Origin of the sequence: Gymnodinialimonas ceratoperidinii (genome assembly GCF_019297855.1) — a bacterium.
Lineage (GTDB): Bacteria > Pseudomonadota > Alphaproteobacteria > Rhodobacterales > Rhodobacteraceae > Gymnodinialimonas > Gymnodinialimonas ceratoperidinii.
This window is the reverse complement of sequence record NZ_CP079194.1, coordinates 3533439-3552238: the sequence shown is the minus strand read 5'-3', so window position 1 is coordinate 3552238 and position 18800 is coordinate 3533439. Positions and strand designations below refer to the sequence as shown.

Here is an 18800-nt window from a genome sequence, read left to right as displayed (position 1 = left end):
CGGCGACGCTAAATGCATCCCACGCGGATTGGTAGCTCAGCTGGATAGAGTACTTGACTACGAATCAAGGGGTCGGGGGTTCGAATCCTCCCCAGTCCGCCACTCACCACCCCCAACGCGGTGGACCTCAGCCAAAATGATGATCGTGACGGAAATCGGCTCCTGCCGCGTGTTTGCGTGAGCGCCGGTTCTGGCCGCCTCGTGGATACATGCTCCACAGGCGTGACGTGACGACAGCTCAAACTCCGACTTAACTCGGTGTGGTCTGCAGCCGGCTTTGTCACGCGTCGGCAATCGTCAAATCGTCACCCAACGGCCCACTACAGGCGGCAATGCAGCTCTCCGTAAATGTCCGGATCAATCTGCGTTTTGGGCCCGGCGCGAAGCCGAGGGACAAGGTGACGCCGCTCGTGGTGTCAGAGATCGGCAGGCAGCGGATGTTGTCTCCGGCGTAGGACGGCGCGTTTCCCGGCTTCATGTTCAGCAAAGAGACCCCGACGTTCGAGGCGACGAGGGACCGCACCATCTCGGTTGAATTGGCGGTGGCTACGACGCGGACATCGTCGCCGCCTTGCTGCAGCACGTCGAGATAGTACCGCCGCGCGGCAGGGCGATCCAACAGGATCAGCGGCTCGCCCACGATCTGAGAGACCGTAACGGCCTCTTGCTTGGCCAAAGGGTGATCCGCCGGGCAGAGACAATAGGTCGGCGCATGAAGCAGCGGTTGCGTTTCAATCTGTGGATCGGGCAGCTCTTCGACGAACAGGATCATGTCGAACTGCCCGTCCTGCAAACCCTTCTGAACGGTGTCGTTGTCGCCCTCGGTCAACGTGAAGGTCACGCCCGGATGCGAGGCCAGCATCTGCGCGGCAAGAAAGGGCAGGAAGGCCGGGGCGAGTGGCGCGTTGTAGCCGATCGCCAGATTGCCGGTGACGTTGGATTGCAGGTCCGAGACATCCGTCAGCAACCGGTCATAGCGTTCCAGCAGATCATCGATGCGGCGCCCGATATCGCGGCCCGCTGTTGTCGGAGAAATTCCCTTCGCCCGCGCGCGGGTCACGAGCGCCATGCCGAAAGCTGCTTCCGTCTGATCCAGCGCCGCGGCGATGGCCGAGGGCGTGACATGCATCTCGTCCGCCGCCCGCGTGATGGAGCCATGGCGCAACGCGGCTTGAACGTATCGCATGGCGCGAAGGGACAGGGACATGGCTCTACCTCAATAATCTTGAGATTATATCTCGCATAAAAAGATTTTTCAAAGGATTGGGCTTTCGCCACAGTGACGCCAATCGACAAGGGGAGTGCGCGCGATGAAATCCAGAACCAAGGCTGTTGTCATCGGCGGCGGCATCGCGGGCTGCTCGACGCTGTATCACCTGACGCAGGAGGGCTGGACCGATGTGGTTCTGGTGGAGCGGGATGAGCTGACCTCGGGCACCACGTGGCACTCCGCGGCGCAGGTCACGAATTTCGGCATGACCCAAACGATGGTGGGTCTCAAATCCCACTCCATCGCGCTCTACAAGAAGCTGCGCGACGATCCCGAATACCCGGTCGGCTATCACCACGGCGATGGCGGTATCCGGCTGGCCAATACCGAAGCGCAGATGCAGGGCTATCGCCACTTTGCCTCCATGGCGCGGGGTATGGGGGTGGACTACGAGATCCTCGACGCCGAGGAATGCGCCCGCCGTCACCCCCTGATCTCTAACGAGAACCTTCTGGGCGGCCTTTGGGACGGGGAAGACGGCGATATCGACCCGGCGCAACTGTGTCAGGCGTTGGCGTTTCACGCCCGCAAGGCGGGGGCCGAGGTCTACCGCAACACGCCGGTGATCGGCCTGACGCAGCACAAGGACGACACATGGACCGTCCACACCGAGCACGGCGACATCGACTGTGACGTCGTGGTGAACGCCGGTGGCTACCGGGTGAACGAAGTCGGCGCGATGATGGGCGTCCAGCATCCGGTCGCCTCGATGGAGCATCAGTATTTCATCACCGAAGATATCCCCGCCATTGCCGAGGCCGGGCACAGGATGCCGCTGCTGCGGTGCCCGATCTCGGACTATTACTCTCGTCAGGAAAAGGGCGGGTTGCTGGTCGGGTTCTATGAGCAGGACTGCAAGACCTGGGGGATGGATGGCATCAGCCCGAGCTTCTCGAATGATCTCTGCCCCGACGACCTCGACCGGGTGATGGATGTCCTCGAAGGCGCGTTCGAGCGGATGCCGGTTCTGGCCGACGTGGGGATCAAGCGGGTGGTGAACGGCCCGATCACCTACACCATCGACGGCGCGCCTTTGGTCGGTCCGATCCCCGGCAAGCGCAACGCCTATTGCATCATCGGTCTCCGCGCGGGTCTGGGCGAAGGCGGCGGCCACGGCTGGCTATTGGCGCAACAGATCGTCCACGGAGAGGCGTGCTACGACACCTGGGTCATCGATCCGCGTCGGTTCACCGGCCATGCGACGGTCGAGCTGACCGCCCGCAAAGCGGTCGAGGATTACCAGAACGAATTCCGCTTCCACTTCCCGCACGAGCATCGCCCCGCCGGGCGCAATGCCAAGACGACCCCGCTCACGCCGATCATGGCCGCGGAAGGCGCCGAATTCACCGTCGTGAACGGGTGGGAGCGGGTCGACTACATCAAGCCGTCGCCGGAGTTTCATCCCACCCTCGGCTTCGACTTTGACGAGGCGTTCGACGTGGTGGCGGCTGAAGTCTCCAACGTGGCGACCAACGTCGGCTTGGCCGAGGTCAATGGCTTCAACCGGATCGAGATTGCCGGGGCGGACCGGCACAGGTTCCTCGACCGGATGATCTGCGGAACCGTCCCGAAACGCGACGGACGTGTCGGGTTGGGCTATCTGTTGAACGAGCATGGATGCATCAAGGGCGAGGCGACCGTGGCCAATCTGCCCGCCTCTGATCGCGGCCCCGACAGGGTCTGGTACGGATCGGCGGCCGCGTCGGAGTATCACGACATGGATTGGCTCGCCGCCCATCTTCGCCCGGACGAGGACGTGCAGCTGCGCAGTCTGACCAACGAGCATACGATCCTTGTTCTGGCAGGGCCGAAGGCGCGGGAAGTGCTCTCGGCATCTGCCCGCGGGGATTGGTCGGCCGCAGCCTTCCCGTGGCTTTCAACCCGCGAATGCACCATCGGCTACGCGCCCGCCGTGGTGATGGGCGTCAGTTTCTCCGGCGAGTTGGCCTATGAAATCCACGTCCCGAACGCATCGCTCTATGCCGCCTATCTCGCGCTCCGCGAGGCCGGCGAGGCCTTTGGCCTGAAACTCTTCGGTGCGCGTGCGGTGGAATCGATGCGCATGGAGAAAGGCTTCCTGCACTGGAAAGCCGACCTCATCACCGAGTTCGACCCGTTCGAGACGGGGTTGGCGCGCTTCGTGAAGCTCGAGAAGGACGGGTTCATCGGCAGGGAGGCGCTGTTGCAGCGTCACGCGAAGGGGCCGCAAAAACAGCTGGTCTCGTTGAGCATCGATACCCGCCGTGCCCCCGCGCATCCGGGCGCGTCGCTGATGCAGAACGATACCGTCGTCGGCACCATCACGTCGGGCGATTTCGGCCACCGCGTCGGCATGAACCTCGCCTATGCTTTCGTAGACCCGGACCTTGCGAGCCCGGGATCGGAGATGGCGCTTGATCTGTGCGGTAGGCGCGTCGCCGCGCGGGTCATCGAGCCGTCGCCTTACGACCCCAAGTTTGACCGGATGCGAAGCTGATACCCACAGGAAAATCTGCGCCACCATTGCGGCAAGCGACGGCGCAGCGGGGTTAAAGTTCGGAACCAAGCACTTACGCGCGGGTTGGTTTAGCAAGCCTGAACCAATTCAGAGATATTTCCCGTGCAAACAGACCTTACCATCAACGGCGCCCACCAGCGGCTGGAGCTTGATCCACGCACAACGCTGCTGGATGCCCTCCGCCATCATCTCGGACTGACTGGCAGCAAGAAGGGCTGCGATCACGGACAATGCGGGGCGTGCACGGTTCTGGTCAACGGCCGCCGCATCAACGCCTGCCTGACGCTTGCCTGCATGCACGATGGCGATGAAGTGACGACGATCGAAGGGATCGGCCAGCCCGGCAACCTTAGCGCGCTTCAGGAAGCCTTCGTCAGCGAAGACGGTTACCAATGCGGCTATTGCACCCCGGGGCAAATCTGCTCGGCCACGGCGATGCTGGAGGAGGTCAAGAACGACTGGCCGAGCCATGTGACCGACGATCTGCAGAACGGCGCCGAGCTCACGACCGAGGAGATTTCCGAGCGCATGAGCGGCAACCTCTGCCGCTGCTCCGCCTATCCCAACATCGTCGAGGCGATCCGGAAAGCGGCAGGGAAAAGCGCATGAAGCCGTTCGATTATATCCGCGCCGAAGATACCGAGGATGCAACGCGCCGTGCGGCCGAGGTCGGCACTTTCATCGCGGGCGGGACCAACCTGCTCGACCTGATGAAGCTGGAAGTCATGACGCCCGATGCTCTGGTCGACATCAACCGGCTGGAGCTCAACCAGTTCGAAGAAACCGAGGATGGCGGGCTCCGGATCGGTGCCTTGGTGACGAACAGTGACCTCGCGAACGACACCCGCGTGCGCCGCGATTGGCCGGTGCTGAGCCGCGCTCTGCTTGCGGGCGCAAGCGGTCAGCTGCGCAACAAGGCGACCACCGGGGGCAACCTGCTTCAGCGCACGCGGTGCCTGTATTTCTATGACCGCGCGATGGCCTGCAACAAGCGCGAGCCGGGCAGCGGTTGCGCCGCGCGGGACGGGTTCAACCGCATCCTCGCGATCCTGGGCACGTCCGAGCATTGCATCGCCACGCACCCCAGTGACATGGCCGTCGCAATGCGCGCCCTGGGTGCTCGGGTGGAGACGTTGAATGAGGCCGGTGACACCCGCGAATTGTCGCTCGATGACCTCTACCTCCTCCCCGGCGATCGACCGGACCGGGAAACGGTGCTGGAGCCCGGCGAGCTTATCACTTCTGTCGTATTGCCCGCGCCCGTCGACGGCCGTCAGACCTACCGCAAGGTCCGCGACCGGGCGTCTTACGCCTTCGCCTTGGTGTCCGTCGCCAGTGTCGTGGCCGTGGAGAATGGCCGGATCACACGCGCTGACCTCGCCTTCGGTGGCTTGGCGCCGAAACCCTGGCGCGACGCGCAGGTCGAGGCTCTGCTGGTGGGCGAGGCGCCGTCAGAGGCGCTCTTCCACAAGGCCGCCGATCAGCTTCTCGCCGGGGCGCAGGGCTTTGGCGACAATGATTTCAAGATCCCCCTCGCGCGCCGAACGCTTGTGTCGGTGCTCAGCGAATTGACGGAGGCACGGCCATGACCGAGCAGTTCAAGATGGACGCGCCGGCGACCGAACGGCGGCTGGATGACATGGCGCAGGGGCTGGTCGGCGCACCGCTCGACCGGCCTGAGGGACCGCTGAAGGTCACCGGAACCGCCACCTATGCCAACGAATGGCAGGTCGACGGCATGGCGCATGGTGTCATGGTGCGCGCGCCGGGTAACAGCGGCCGTGTCGTGCTCTCGAACCGGGATGCCGTAGTGAAGATGCCCGGCGTTTTGTCGGTGATCCAGGATGACCGTCTGCTGCGCAATCCCGCCCAAGGCACTGCCAACGAGGCGCCGATCCAGGGGCCGCAGCACGTCGCGTACCTCGGCCAATTGATCGCCGTCGTCGTGGCCGAAAGCTTCGAGCAGGCTCGACACGCGGCGCAGGCCTTGGACGTGACGCTTGAGAACGGCGAGCCGGTGCCTGTCGACCCCGAGACCGCTGCCGTCGAGCCTCAGGAAGGTCAAGCGCTGGATCAGGGCGACCTCGAGGCCGCCATGAGCGCCGCCGAGAACAGCGTCGATGTGGTCTATACCACCCCGTCCCATTCCAGCTCGCCGATGGAGCCGCACGCCTCCATCGCGACGTGGGAGGGGGACGACCTGATCCTGCGCGGCAGCTACCAGATGCTGAAATACAACCGCAACGAATTGGCGGATTCGCTCGGCATCCATCCCGACAGGGTCCGGGTCATCTCGCCCTACGTGGGTGGCGGCTTCGGCTCCAAACTGGGGTTGGCGCCGGAAGCGGTGGCCGCGGCCATCGCGGCGAAGGAAGTGGGGCGGCCGGTCTCTGTCGCGCTGCTACGCCCGCAGGTCTACGAGGCCACGATGCGCCGGTCCGAGACCCGCCAGCGGCTGCGCCTTGCTGCCGATGCCGACGGGCGCCTGAGCGGTTTCGGCCATGACGCCCGTGTCTCCAACCTCCCCGGAGAGACATTTGCCGAGCCGGTCCTGCAGGCGTCGCACTTCCTCTATGCCTCGGCCAATCGCAAGATGTCGCTCGATCTGGCGCGCCTGCATCGGCTTTGCGCCGGTTCTGTCCGCGCGCCGGGCGAGGCTGTCGGCGTGACCATCGTGGAAAACGCGATGGACGAGCTGGCCCATGCGGCAGGCATCGACCCGGTCGAACTCCGCCTGCGCAACATCCCCGAGAAAGACCCCGAGAGCGGGAAGGAATACTCCTCCCGCCGGTTTCGCAAAGCGCTGCAAGGCGGTGCCGAAGCGTTCGGCTGGAACGACCGGCCCGGCGTGAAGGAACGGCGCGACGGCGACTGGATGATCGGCTACGGCATGGCCTCCGCCGCGCGGGTCAACATCCTGAAGGAAAGCCAGGCCCGCGTGACGCTGCGGCCCGACGGCACCGCGCGGGTCGAGACCGATATGACCGACATCGGGACCGGCACCTACGCGATCCTCGGCCAGATCGCGGGCGAGATGCTCGGCCTGCCGCGCGACAAGGTTGACGTGGTCCTCGGCGACACGGATCTGCCCCCGGCGTCCGGCTCGGGCGGCTCATGGGGAGCATCCTCCAGCGGCACCTCCGTCTACCTCGCCTGCGAAGCGATCCGGCGCCAGCTTGCCGACCGGTTGGAGGTCGACGAGCGTGATCTGCTTCTGAAAGACGCCCAGGCCACTTATGCCAACAAGACGACGGCCTTGACCGATGTGCTGCGCGGCGACGAAATCGCCAAGGTCGGCCATGTGCTGCCGGGTGACACCTCGGATGCGGTGCGTCAGGCCACCTTTGGCGCCTACTTTGCAGAAGTCGGCGTCCACGCAGCCACGGGCGAGACCCGTGTCCGGCGCATGCATGGCAGCTTCGCCGCCGGGCGCATCCTGAACGCAAAGACCGCGCGGTCGCAGTGTCTTGGCGGGATGACCTTCGGCATCGGGATGGCGTTGACGGAAGAGCTGGCCTTCGATCCGCGCGATGGACATGTGGCCAACCACAACCTCGCCGAGTACCACATCCCGGTGAATGCCGACGTGCCACAGCTGACGGTCGAGCTTCTGGAAGAACGCGACGACTGGGCGAGCCCGCTACAGGCCAAGGGCATCGGTGAACTCGGCATCTGCGGCGCGGCTGCGGCCATCACCAACGCCATCTTCAACGCTACGGGCGTGCGGGTGCGCGACTATCCGGCGACGTTGGACAAGGTCATTGCCGGGCTGTGACCGAGGCGCGTTTGCCTTCTGAGTGTGCCCGCAGCGGCGTAGGCTCACGCCGCGGGTCACGTTACTTCGCGCACTATATTGCGCCCTGACGGTAACGCTTTCCTCCCCGCCGCGCGCCTGTTACCTTGGCGCGACCAACACGGGGAGGCATGACATGGCTGAGGCTTTTATCTGCGACTATATCCGCACACCCATTGGGCGGTTCGGCGGCGCTCTGTCGAGCGTTCGCGCGGATGATCTGGGGGCGATCCCCCTGCGCGCGTTGATGGCGCGGAACGACGGCGTCGATTGGGCCGAGGTCGCGGACATCTACTACGGCTGCGCCAACCAGGCCGGCGAAGACAACCGCAACGTGGCCCGCATGTCCGCGCTTCTGGCCGGAATGCCGGTCGAGGTGCCCGGCTCCACGATCAACCGTCTCTGCGGCTCCGGCATGGATGCGATCATCGCTGCCGCCCGCGCGATCAAGGCCGGTGAGGCCGACCTGATGGTGGCCGGCGGCGTCGAGAGCATGTCGCGCGCGCCCATGGTCATGCCCAAGGCCGAGACCGCCTTTTCGCGCAAGGCCGAGATCTATGACACGACCATCGGCTGGCGCTTCGTGAACCCGGTGATGAAGAAGCAATACGGGATCGATTCGATGCCCGAGACGGCTGAGAATGTGGCGGAAGACTATGAGGTCTCTCGCGAGGATCAGGACGCTTTCGCACTGCGCTCGCAGAGCAAGGCCGGAGAGGCCATGGCCTCGGGTCGTCTGGCGAAAGAGATCACCCCGGTGACCATCCCGCGCCGCAAGGGCGACCCCTTGGTTGTCGAGGAAGATGAACATCCGCGCCCGGACACGGACCTCACGGCCCTGTCGAAACTGCGCGCGCCGTTCCGCGAAGGCGGGAGCGTGACTGCGGGGAATGCCTCCGGCGTCAACGATGGCGCGGCTGCGCTGGTGATTGCCTCGGAAGCGGCGGCGGCAAAGCACGGGCTGACGCCCATCGCGCGGGTTCTGGGCGGTGCCACGGCCGGTGTCGCGCCGCGGGTCATGGGGATCGGGCCCTTGCCAGCTTCGCAGAAGCTGATGGCGCGTCTCGGGCTTGGCATCGGGGAGTTCGACGTGATCGAGCTGAACGAGGCCTTCGCCGCGCAGGGGCTTGCGGTGATGCGCGGGCTTGGGATCGCTGACGATGACCCTCGGGTAAACCCCAACGGCGGCGCGATTGCCCTTGGCCATCCGCTCGGCATGTCGGGGGCACGGATCGCGGGGTCGGCGGCCTTGCAGATGAAGCTTTCGGGCGGCAAGCGCGCGTTGGCGACCATGTGCATCGGCGTGGGTCAGGGGATTGCCGTGGCGCTCGAGGCGGTCTGAGCCTCGGGCCTCTGCGCCTGCGGGCGCCTGCGGGACGCTCCGCGGGGAGTTGTAATTGCCAAGATGAAGGAGCCGCGTGCCGAATTGGGACGCGGCTCTTTTTTTATCGCGGAGGAGGGCGCTAGTGGTCGAGGTATTCCACGGTGATGCTGTCGCCGGTGGGCAGGGCCTGACAGCTGAGCACCATGCCGCGGGCGACCTCGTAGTCCTCCAGCGCGTGGTTGGTGATCATCTCGGCGTCGCCTTCGATCACCTTGCACATGCAGGTGGAGCAGACGCCGGCCTTGCAGGCATAGGGCGCATCGAGCCCGGCGCGCAGGGCAGCGGTGAGGATGGTTTCGCCCGGTGCCACGTCGACGTCCTGCGCCGTGCCGTCGACGATGATCGTCGCGGTGGTGGAGGTGGCGGTGTCGTCGCGGATCGCGGTCTGGGGCAGCTTGCCCTGTTGCGCGGCGGCGAAGAGTTCGTACTTGATCGCGTCGCGGTCCATGCCGTGGTGGGCGAGGCGGTCGGCGATGGTCTCGGTGGCGGATTCCGGTCCGCAGATGAAGGCGGCGTCCACGGTCTCCACGTCCACCCATTGCGCGAACATGGCGTCCAGCTTCTCGGCGTCGATGCGGCCGGTGAAGAGGTCGATGCCGGTGGGGTCGTTCTTGAGGATGTGGACGATGTTCAGGCGGGTGAGGTTCTCGTTCTTCAGGTCTTCGAGTTCCTCTCGGAACATCACGTCGCGCGCCGAGCGGTTGGCGTAGATCAGGGTGAAGCGGCTGTGGGGCTCCACCGCGAGGGTGCTGCGCAGGATCGACAGCACCGGGGTGATGCCGGAGCCGATGGCGAAGCCGATGTAATGGTGGCGCGCGTCCGGCGAGAGCGGCGTGTGGAAGGTGCCCATGGGGGATAGCGCCTCGATCGTGTCGCCGACCTTGAGGTTCTCGTTGGCCCATGTGGAGAAGGCGCCGCCACGCACCTTCTTGATGCCGACCTCCAGCGTGCCGTCGGTGACGCCGGCGCTGATCGAATAGGCGCGGCGCAGCTCAACGCCGTCGATCTCCTGCCGGAAGGTGAGATACTGGCCCTGGGTGAAGGGCAGGGTGGAGCCGTCGGCGGGGGCAAGCCGCACCGAGACCGCGTCGGCGGTGGTGCGGTTGATGTCGGTGACGGTGAGGGGGATGAACTTGGCCATGGTCAGATGCACTTGAAATAATCGAAGGGTTCCAGGCAGTCCTTGCAGCGCCATTGGGCCTTGCAGGGGGTGGAGCCGAACTGGCTGATGCGCTCCAGCGCGGTCGACTGGCAGCGCGGGCATTGCGAGGGGCCGCCGGCGGGGTTGGGGGGGGCGATGCCGTAGGCCTCCAACTTGGCGCGGCCCTTGTCGGAGAGCCAGTCGGTGGTCCAGGGCGGGGCGATCTGGCGCTTGAGGCGCAGGTCCGCGATGCCCTTCTCGCGCAGGGCTTCGTCCACCGACAGTTCGATCACCGCCGTGGCGGGGCAGCCGGAATAGGTGGGCGTCAGCGTCACCTCCAGCGTCTCGTCCTGCCACGCGACGTCGCGGACGATGCCGAGGTCGACGAGCGAGATTACCGGGATCTCCGGGTCCGGCACCTCGTCGAGCCAGGCCCAGATCTGGTCGGTGGAAGGCTTCACCATTGGGCGCCCGGATAGGCGCGCTGGAGCCACTGCATCTGCGTCAGCAGGTGGCCCAGATGCTCGGAATGCCGCGCGCCGGAGAAGCCGCCGTGGTGGGCGAAACGGCTTTCGGGCACGGTGAGCGTGGCCTCGGCAAGAACCGCCTCGATCGTCGCGTCATAGGCGGGGCGGAGATCTTCGCCGGAGAGGGTGAACAGCTCGCCCACGTAGGGGTAGAGCAGGTCGAGGGCTGCTTGCATCCGGGCCTGGCTTTGAGACGTGCCATCGCCCAGGCGGATCACCAGATCGGTGGAGCGCTCGGCGTGATAGGTCACCTCTTTCGCCGCCTTGGCCGCGATGGCCGCGATCCGCTCGTCGGCGTGGTGCTCAAGCTTGCGCAACATAGCTAAGTGCCAGTTATCAAACAGAAACTGCCGCATGATCGTCTGGCCGAAATCGCCGTTCGGCTGCTCCACAAGGAGGCAGCAGCGGAAATCCCAGGCATCGCGCAGCATCGCGAGATCGTCGGCGGTGCGGCCCTTGCCCTCGACCTCTCCGGCGAGGCCGAGCCACATCTGGGTCTGGCCGATCAGGTCCAGCGCGGTATTGGCCAGCGCGATGTCCTCTTCGAGGATCGGCGCCTTGCCGCACCATTCCGACAGGCGGTGACCGAGGATCAGGGTCGTATCGCCCATCCTCAGGAGAAACTCGAAGAGCGCCGCCGGATCACTTGTGTCCTGGGGCGCAGGATTTTCCAGTAGCAGACCCATCACATCGGCCCCACTTCCTTGGGAATGTTGAAGAACGTCGGATGGCGATAGGCCTTGTCCTCCGCCGGATCGTACATCGGCCCCTTCTTCGAGGGGCTGGAAGCGGCGATGGCACTGGCCGGAACCGCCCAGATGCTCACGCCCTCCTTGCGGCGGGTATAGACATCGCGCGCGTTCAGGATCGCCATTTCAGCGTCGGGCGCATGCAGCGAGCCCACGTGGCGGTGCGATGCACCGTGCTGGCCACGGATAAAGATCTCCCACAGGGGCCATTCGCGTTTGTCAATCATTGTAATGCCTTACACTTTGCCGGGGCTATTCAGCCGCGACGTTCGCAGTGGATTTCTTGGCGGCGTGGGCGTTCATCGCCTCGCGCACCCATGCGCCGTCGTCCCATGCCGCCTTGCGGGTGGCGATGCGATCGGTGGAGCAGGGGCCGTTGCCCTTGAGCACGTCGAAGAACTCGTCCCAATCGGGTTCGGCGAAGTCGTAGCCGCCCTTCTCCTCGTTCCAGGCGAGGGTTTCATCGGGAATCGTCAGCCCGAGGTACTCGGCCTGCGGCACGGTCTGATCGACGAATTTCTGGCGCAGCTCGTCGTTGGAGTTCATCTTGATCTTCCACGACATCGACTGGCTGGAGTGGACGCTGTCCTTGTCGGAAGGGCCGAACATCATCAGCGAGGGGAACCAGAGCCGGTTCAGCGCGTCCTGCGCCATGCGCTTCTGTTCCGGGGTGCCGGAGCACATCTTCATCATGATGTCGAAACCCTGCCGCTGGTGGAAGGATTCCTCCTTGCAGACGCGGATCATGGCGCGCGCATAGGGGCCGAAGGAGGTGCGTTGCAGCGGCACCTGGTTCATGATCGCCGCGCCATCCACGAGCCAGCCGACCGCGCCCATATCGGCCCAGGTCAGGGTCGGATAGGCGAAGATGGAGGAGTATTTCATCCGCCCGTCGAGCAGCATCTCGGTCATCTCGTCACGGGAAATCCCAAGCGTTTCAGCGGCGCAATAGAGGTAGAGACCGTGGCCGGCCTCGTCCTGCACCTTGGCCAGAAGGATCGCCTTGCGCTCCAGCGTGGGGGCGCGGGTGATCCAGTTGCCCTCGGGCAATTGGCCGACGATTTCGGAATGCGCGTGCTGGCCGATCTGGCGGATCAGCGTCTTGCGGTAGCCCTCGGGCATCCAGTCCTTGGGCTCGATCTTCTCGCCCGCATCGATTCGGGCCTGAAACGCGGCGAGCATCTCCGGATCGTCGGAGGTCGCCTCGGATTTCACCATTTGAGCGTACATTGGGTCACTCCATCAGATGCCTGCGAGGCTCCGGGGGGAACCAATAGGCGCGTTGGGATCAAACTAGCAGATTTACCCGCTTGCGTCCAATAAAACGTTACGCCCGGTGAAAATGGGCAAAATTTTGTAACGCTTTGTGTGCGGGCTCCACTTAACTGCGGTTGTCGATCACCCGCGTGGCCTTGCCTTCGCTGCGGGCCACGGTGCCGGGCTTGGCCACGACGACCACGGCGGTCACGCCGACGACCTGCTTGATCCGGTGCTTCAGCGTCGCGGCCTGCACGGCCTGCGCCTCTCCGTCGCCGTGCTCGGGCAGGCTTTCGACGTGGACGCGCATGGCATCCATCTTGCCGTCGCGCACCAGTTCGATCTGATAGTGCGGCGCCAGCCCCTCGACGGTGAGCACCTGTTCCTCGATCTGGGTCGGGAAGACGTTGACGCCGCGCAGGATGATCATGTCGTCGGAGCGGCCCGTGACCTTCTCCATCCGCCGCATCATGCGCGCGGTGCCGGGCAGGAGCCGGGTCAGGTCGCGGGTGCGGTAGCGGATGATCGGCATCCCCTCCTTGGTGAGCGTGGTGAAGACCAGCTCGCCCATCTCGCCATCTTCCACGACCTCACCGGTCTGCGGGTCGATAATCTCGGGGTAGAAATTGTCTTCCCAGATATGGAGGCCGTCCTTGGTCTCGACGCATTCGCTGGCAACGCCGGGCCCGAGCACCTCGGACAGCCCGTAGATGTCGACGGCATGCATGTCGAAGGCGGCCTCGACCTCGGAACGCATCTGGTTGGTCCAGGGCTCGGCGCCGAAGACGCCCACTTCGAGCGAGCAGTTGCGCGGATCGACGCCCTGGCGGTGATATTCCTCGAGGATGTTGAGCATGTAGGAAGGGGTGACCATGATCGTCGTGGGCTGGAAATCCTCGATCAGCGTGACCTGCCGCGCGGTCATGCCGCCCGAGACCGGCACCACGGTGCAGCCCAGTTTCTCGGCCCCGTAGTGGGCGCCGAGGCCGCCGGTGAAGAGACCATAGCCATAGGCGTTGTGCAGCATGTCACCGGGGCGGGTGCCCGCGGCGCGGAGCGAGCGGGCGACCATGTTGGCCCACATGTCGATATCGCCCTGGGTGTAGCCAACGACCGTCGGTTTGCCGGTGGTGCCCGAGGAGGCGTGGATGCGGGTGATCTGGTCGCGCGGCACGGCGAACATGCCGAAGGGATAATTGTCGCGCAGGTCCGATTTCACGGTGAAGGGAAATTTCGCCAGATCCTTGAGCGACGTGAGGTCGGCAGGGTGGACCCCCGCCGCGTCGAACTTCGAGCGGTAGAAGGGGACGTTGTCATAGGCGTGCTGCAGCGACCATTTCAGGCGCTTGAGTTGCAGCGCCGCGATCTCATCGCGGGAGGCGGTCTCGATCGGGTCGAGCGAATCACGAGGGGGGGTCAGGTCGCGCATGTCTATTCCTCGAACAGGGGGGAGCCGAGGGCGCGCGAGGCGCCCCGGAACAGGGCGATGGTCTCGCCGGATTGGTTGGTGACGGTAACGTCGGTGATGCCGGAGCGCCCGCGCAGGGTCTGCTCGACGGCGGTGGCGGTAAGCGTGTCGCCGAGGCGGACGGGGGCGAGGAAGCTGATCGAATTGTGCTGCGCCACGGTGGTCACGTTGCGGGAGTTGCAGGCGAAGGCGAAGGCGCTGTCGGCCAGCATGAAGGTCACGCCGCCGTGACCGATGCCGTGGCCGTTGCAGTGATCCTCGCGGATATCGAGCGTCAGGGTGGCGCGGCCTTCGTCGATCTCGGCAATCTCCATGCCGACCCAGGCCGAGGCCTTGTCGCCGGCCCACATGGCCTCGGCGCTGCGGGTTGCGCGTTGCTTCGGCGTCATGGTGCGTCTCCCCCTGCAGCGCGGCGGCACAAGCGCGGCGATTTCGGCGCTGTCGTTCCAGAATGTACGCGCAATGCAGTCGCCTCCCAAACTCTTGCTTGCGGCATCCTGAAGGATCGCGCAAAGTGTTACAAGAATTTTCGGGGAGGAAATATCGTGCAACACGTTGAGAGTTTCGCAAAGGGTGTCTGGATCGCCCCTGACGCCGGTGCGCGCCCGATCGCGGACGCCTCCACCGGTGAGGTGATCGCCAAGGCGGGCCGGGCGGATCTGGATGTGGAAGGCATGATCGCCTATGGCCGCGAGGTCGGCGGCCCGGCCCTGCGCGCGATGGATTTCCACGACCGCGCCCGGATGCTGAAGGCGCTGGCGCTGCATCTCAACAAGAACAAGCAACGGCTTTACGACCTGTCCTTCACCACCGGCGCGACGCAGGCCGATCACGGCTTCGACGTCGACGGCGGGATCGGCACGCTGTTCGTCTTCGCCTCCAAGGGGCGGCGCGAGATGCCCGAGGGGCATGTCCTGATCGACGGCGGGTTCGAGCCGCTGGGCAAGACCGGCGCCTTCGGGGGGCAGCATATCTACACGCCGAAACTGGGTGTCGCGCTCCATATCAACGCCTTCAATTTCCCGGTCTGGGGGATGCTGGAAAAGATCGCACCGGCGCTGCTGGCGGGCGTGCCATCCATCGTGAAGCCGGCGACGGCGACCTGCCACGTGACCGAGCTCTGCGTGCGAATCATGCTCGACGCCGGGGTTCTGCCCGATGGCGCGTTGCAGCTGATCAGCGGCGGCGTGGGTGACGCGCTGGATCACCTCGGGCCGCAGGACGCGGTGACCTTCACCGGCTCGGCCAAGACGGCGCGGATGCTGCGCGGCCATCAGGGCCTGCTGGACCGCGCGGTGCATTTCACCGCCGAACAGGACAGCCTGAACGCCTCGATCCTCGGCCCCGACGCAGCGCCCGGCAGCCCGGAGTTCGACCTCTTCATCAAGGAAATCGCGCGCGAGATGACCACGAAAGCGGGGCAGAAATGTACCGCCATTCGCCGGATCATGGCGCCCGAGCCGCTGTTGGAGCCACTGATCGAGGGGCTTTCGGCACGCCTGTCGCGGACCGTCGTGGGCGACCCCCGCGACGAGGGCGTGCGCATGGGGCCGGTCGTGTCGGCCGACCAGCGCGAGGATGTGCTGGAGAAGGCCGCGACCATCGCGCGCGAGGCGGAATGTGTCTACGAGGGCGATGTCGCCGGTGACGTCGAGAAGGGCGCCTTCGTGTCGCCCAAGGTCTTCCACTGCGCCGACCCCGATGCCGCTGTCGCGATCCACGAGACCGAGGCCTTCGGCCCCGTCTCGACCATCATGGGCTACCGCGATCTGGATCACGCCGTGAAGCTGGTGAACCGGGGCGGCGGCAGCCTTGTCGCCTCTCTCGTCACCCATGACACCGAGGTCGCCCGCGAGGTCGTGACCGGCATCGGTGCCTGGCATGGCCGCGTCTATATCAACGACCGCGACAGCATGGCCGAATCCACCGGCCACGGCGCCCCGATGCCGCATCTGACCCACGGCGGGCCGGGGCGGGCCGGCGGCGGCGAGGAGCTGGGCGGCATCCGCGCAGTCAAACATTACATGCAGCGCACGGCGGTACAGGGCTCTCCCACCATGCTGACGGCCGTGACCGGGCGCTGGATCCCCGGCGCGGCGCGCACGCAGGGCGACGCGCATCCGTTCCGGGTGAAGTTCAACGATCTCGCCATCGGCCGCAGCCTGCGCACCGAGGCGCGCACGATCACGCTGGAGGACGTGGAGCAATTCGCCCATTTCACCGGCGACACCTTCTATGCCCACACGGACGACGCCGCCGCCGAGCGGAATCCGTTCTTTCCGGGCCGCGTGGCCCATGGCTACCTGATCCTCAGCTTCGCCGCCGGTCTCTTCGTGGAGCCGGCCGAAGGGCCGGTGCTGGCCAATACCGGGCTCGACAACCTGCGGTTCCTGAAGCCTGTCGTGCCCGGCGACAGCATCGAGGTGGAGCTGACGGTGATGGACCGGAAATCCCGCAACGAGGAGTACGGCGAGGTGCGCTGGCACGCCTCGGTGACCAATCAGGACGGCGAGCCGGTGGCGGAATACGAGCTTCTGACTATGGTGGCCAAATGAGCGAGACGCCCCTTCTGACGGAGTACCGCGGTGCGTGATCCGGTTCGCACACTGGCGGAGGCGCTGACCGAAGAGGCGCCCCTGAAGCTGTGGTCGGTATTGGTGACCTGTCTGGGTGACGTCGGACGGTCGAGCCGGGAAGAGGTCTCGGGCCTCGTGCTCTCGGCGCTGGTGGAGCGGATCGGATTGCAACCGCAGGCCATGCGCGTGGCCCTGCACCGTTTGAAACGGGATGGATGGATCGAGAGCCGTCGCGATGGCCGCGTGGGCTATCACGCGCTGTCGCCATCGGCGCTGAAGCAGGTGCAGGCGGTGGAAGACCGGGTCTATGGCCCCGCCGCGGGTCTGGATGGCTGGCAGATGGTCGGCCTGCCGCCCGATGCGCAGGACGCCTTGTTGCTGCTGCCGGAAGGGACGGCGGGGGTCCTTCTCTCCCGCAATCTGGCACTTGTGGCGGGCAATCCCGAGGGTGTCCCCGACGATTGGCTGCTAGCCGTGCCGGGCGACCGCGTGCTGCCGGATTGGGTGCGCGCGGCGGTGGTCGATGCCGCCTGCGAGGAGGATTTCGCCAAGCTGACCGCGACGATCCGCTCGGTTGAGGCGCTGCCGGAGGCGCCCTTGGACCGCTTCGCCTTGCGGGTGCTGGCGCTGCATGGGTGGCGGCGTCTGGCCCTGCGCTCCAACCCGGCGGCCGAAGCGGTGCTGGGAGAAGACCGGGCCGAAATCGCCTGCCGCGCCGCGGTTCACGAGTTGATGGCGCGGCTCGGGCCGATCCAGACATCTTGGTTGCGGGCCGCGTGATGACTTCCGACTTGCGCGCCAAGGTGTACACAAGAATTCTACCGGAGGGCCTGCCATCGTGTAGGCTTTGCGGGTCGGGTGATTCTGCGGAATCACCGAAAGCGGGCCGGAAGGCCCTGATGCGGGGCGCGAACTTTTATTGCGGAGAGGCCGGTAGGATTGTGCTTTACGCACAAACATCGTGACATAATATAACGATTATGTTTCATATCCATCTATCTTGCAGTTGAGTTCGGGAAGCTCAACTGCGCATGTTCCGGCCAAGGCGACGCAAGCGTCTCCGGAGTAACCACACTGGGAGGAAGACCAAATGATGAAGAAGACACTCATGACGGCACTGGGCACGGCCGCTGTCGGCGCCATGGCGGCGTCCGGCGCGTTCGCGCAGGAAGTCACGCTGCGGCTGCACCAGTTCCTGCCCGCGCAGGCCAACGTGCCGGCGCTGGTTCTGGACGTCTGGGCCGATCAGGTCGAGGAGGCTTCCGACGGCCGCATCGCGATCGAGCGTTACCCCTCCATGCAGCTCGGTGGCTCTCCGCCTGAACTGATGGATCAGGCCATCGACGGCGTTGCCGACATCGTCTGGACCGTGGTCGGCTACACGCCCGGCCGCTTCCCCTCGACCGAGGTTTTCGAGCTGCCCTTCATGGTTGCCGATGCCCGCGCCGCGTCCTGCGCCTACTGGACGATGTACGAGGAAAGCATGCAGGAGGAATTCTCTGCCGTGCACCTGCTGGGCACCTGGGTCCACGGCCCCGGCCTGTTCCACACCGCCGATCCGGTCGAAACTCCGGAGGACCTCGAGGGCATGCAGATCCGCGGCGGCTCGCGCCTCGTGAACCAGCTGCTGGAACTGACCGGTGCGACCCCCGTGGGCATGCCGGTTCCGGCGGTGACCGAGGGCCTGTCGCGGGGCGTCATCGACGGCACCACGATCCCATGGGAAGTGACCGCTGCCCTGCGCGTGGCTGAACTGGTCGAGAACCACACCGAGTTCGAGGGCAATGCGCTCTACAACCTCACCTTTGTTCTGGCGATGAACAAGGACGCCTACGAGGCGATGCCGGAAGACCTGCAGCAGATCATTGACGACAACTCGGGTCTCGAGTTCTCGATCTTCGCTGGCGGAACGCAGGCGGATGCCGACGGCCCCGCGCGCGACATCGCGGTCGACCTGGGCAACAACATCATCACCATCGATGAAGCCACGGCGGAAGCCGAGTGGATGCCTGTTGTTCAGCCGATCTACGAGAACTGGATCGCCGACATGGCCGAGAACGACATGGACGGTCAGGCGCTGATCGACCGTGCGCGCGAGCTGATGAACGGCGAATGCGCCCAGTAATCGCCTAGCCAAG

General features: G+C 65.4%; 16 protein-coding genes and 1 tRNA gene. 9 read left to right on the top strand and 8 right to left on the bottom strand.

The genetic code is table 11. The features are described from left to right. Window positions 1-25 precede the first annotated feature (25 nt). Window positions 26-102: transfer RNA gene (locus KYE46_RS17060), tRNA-Arg, on the top strand. Between the two features lie 178 nt (window positions 103-280). On the opposite strand, the gene KYE46_RS17055 is transcribed toward KYE46_RS17060, so the two are convergent. After that, on the bottom strand, window positions 281-1207 hold the full coding sequence (locus KYE46_RS17055) for a LysR family transcriptional regulator (RefSeq protein WP_219002374.1): 927 nt from the start codon (window positions 1205-1207) through the stop codon (window positions 281-283). A gap of 103 nt (window positions 1208-1310) precedes the next feature. Between KYE46_RS17055 and KYE46_RS17050 the strand changes: the two genes are divergently transcribed. From KYE46_RS17050 to pcaF, 5 genes are all read left to right on the top strand, one after another. Further along, on the top strand, window positions 1311-3746 hold the full coding sequence (locus tag KYE46_RS17050) for a GcvT family protein (protein WP_219002372.1): 2436 nt from the start codon (window positions 1311-1313) through the stop codon (window positions 3744-3746). A 123-nt stretch (window positions 3747-3869) separates the two neighbouring features. Next, window positions 3870-4376 carry a 2Fe-2S iron-sulfur cluster-binding protein gene (locus KYE46_RS17045; RefSeq protein WP_219002370.1) on the top strand — a complete coding sequence of 169 codons (507 nt, stop codon included), beginning with the start codon at window positions 3870-3872 and terminating at the stop codon, window positions 4374-4376. Further along, the gene (locus KYE46_RS17040) at window positions 4373-5356 is read left to right on the top strand and encodes an FAD binding domain-containing protein (protein ID WP_219002368.1); all 984 of its coding nucleotides are present in this window, start codon (window positions 4373-4375) and stop codon (window positions 5354-5356) included. Before KYE46_RS17045 ends, KYE46_RS17040 begins: the two co-directional genes overlap by 4 nt. Continuing rightward, window positions 5353-7542, top strand: a complete 2190-nt coding sequence (locus tag KYE46_RS17035; protein ID WP_219002365.1) for a xanthine dehydrogenase family protein molybdopterin-binding subunit — start codon at window positions 5353-5355, stop codon at window positions 7540-7542. The genes KYE46_RS17040 and KYE46_RS17035 overlap by 4 nt, the downstream gene beginning before the upstream one ends. Window positions 7543-7696: 154 nt before the next feature. After that, window positions 7697-8902: a 3-oxoadipyl-CoA thiolase gene (gene pcaF / locus KYE46_RS17030; protein ID WP_219002363.1), complete on the top strand. Its 1206-nt coding sequence runs from the start codon at window positions 7697-7699 to the stop codon at window positions 8900-8902. A 121-nt stretch (window positions 8903-9023) separates the two neighbouring features. Here the strand turns inward: pcaF and KYE46_RS17025 are convergent, their stop codons facing one another. The 7 genes from KYE46_RS17025 to paaI all read right to left on the bottom strand — a co-directional run bounded on the left by KYE46_RS17025 (window position 9024) and on the right by paaI (window position 14475). Further along, complete coding sequence (locus tag KYE46_RS17025; RefSeq protein ID WP_219002361.1) at window positions 9024-10085, bottom strand: 2Fe-2S iron-sulfur cluster-binding protein; 1062 nt, start codon at window positions 10083-10085, stop codon at window positions 9024-9026. 2 nt (window positions 10086-10087) lie between these two features. Further along, entirely contained in the window at window positions 10088-10549 is a 462-nt protein-coding gene (gene paaD, locus KYE46_RS17020) for a 1,2-phenylacetyl-CoA epoxidase subunit PaaD (protein WP_219002359.1), read from the bottom strand. After that, window positions 10543-11298 (bottom strand): 1,2-phenylacetyl-CoA epoxidase subunit PaaC, encoded by a 756-nt coding sequence (gene paaC, locus KYE46_RS17015; protein WP_219002356.1) that lies wholly within the window; start codon window positions 11296-11298, stop codon window positions 10543-10545. Before paaC ends, paaD begins: the two co-directional genes overlap by 7 nt. Beyond that, the gene (gene paaB, locus KYE46_RS17010) at window positions 11298-11588 is read right to left on the bottom strand and encodes a 1,2-phenylacetyl-CoA epoxidase subunit PaaB (RefSeq protein ID WP_219002354.1); all 291 of its coding nucleotides are present in this window, start codon (window positions 11586-11588) and stop codon (window positions 11298-11300) included. Before paaB ends, paaC begins: the two co-directional genes overlap by 1 nt. 25 nt (window positions 11589-11613) lie before the next feature. Next, window positions 11614-12591 carry a 1,2-phenylacetyl-CoA epoxidase subunit PaaA gene (gene paaA / locus KYE46_RS17005; protein ID WP_219002352.1) on the bottom strand — a complete coding sequence of 326 codons (978 nt, stop codon included), beginning with the start codon at window positions 12589-12591 and terminating at the stop codon, window positions 11614-11616. 151 nt (window positions 12592-12742) lie between these two features. Beyond that, window positions 12743-14047 carry a phenylacetate--CoA ligase PaaK gene (paaK, locus tag KYE46_RS17000; protein WP_219002349.1) on the bottom strand — a complete coding sequence of 435 codons (1305 nt, stop codon included), beginning with the start codon at window positions 14045-14047 and terminating at the stop codon, window positions 12743-12745. 2 nt (window positions 14048-14049) lie between these two features. Then, window positions 14050-14475, bottom strand: coding sequence for a hydroxyphenylacetyl-CoA thioesterase PaaI (paaI, locus tag KYE46_RS16995; RefSeq protein ID WP_219002347.1), 426 nt, complete (start codon window positions 14473-14475; stop codon window positions 14050-14052). 156 nt (window positions 14476-14631) lie between these two features. Here paaI and paaZ point away from each other — a divergent pair, with 156 nt between their 5' ends. From paaZ to KYE46_RS16980, 3 genes are all read left to right on the top strand, one after another. Next, window positions 14632-16641: a phenylacetic acid degradation bifunctional protein PaaZ gene (gene paaZ / locus KYE46_RS16990; RefSeq protein ID WP_219002344.1), complete on the top strand. Its 2010-nt coding sequence runs from the start codon at window positions 14632-14634 to the stop codon at window positions 16639-16641. A 30-nt stretch (window positions 16642-16671) separates the two neighbouring features. Continuing rightward, complete coding sequence (locus KYE46_RS16985) at window positions 16672-17442, top strand: hypothetical protein (RefSeq protein ID WP_219002342.1); 771 nt, start codon at window positions 16672-16674, stop codon at window positions 17440-17442. A gap of 310 nt (window positions 17443-17752) precedes the next feature. Continuing rightward, on the top strand, window positions 17753-18787 hold the full coding sequence (locus KYE46_RS16980) for a TRAP transporter substrate-binding protein (RefSeq protein ID WP_219002339.1): 1035 nt from the start codon (window positions 17753-17755) through the stop codon (window positions 18785-18787). Window positions 18788-18800: the final 13 nt, after the last annotated feature.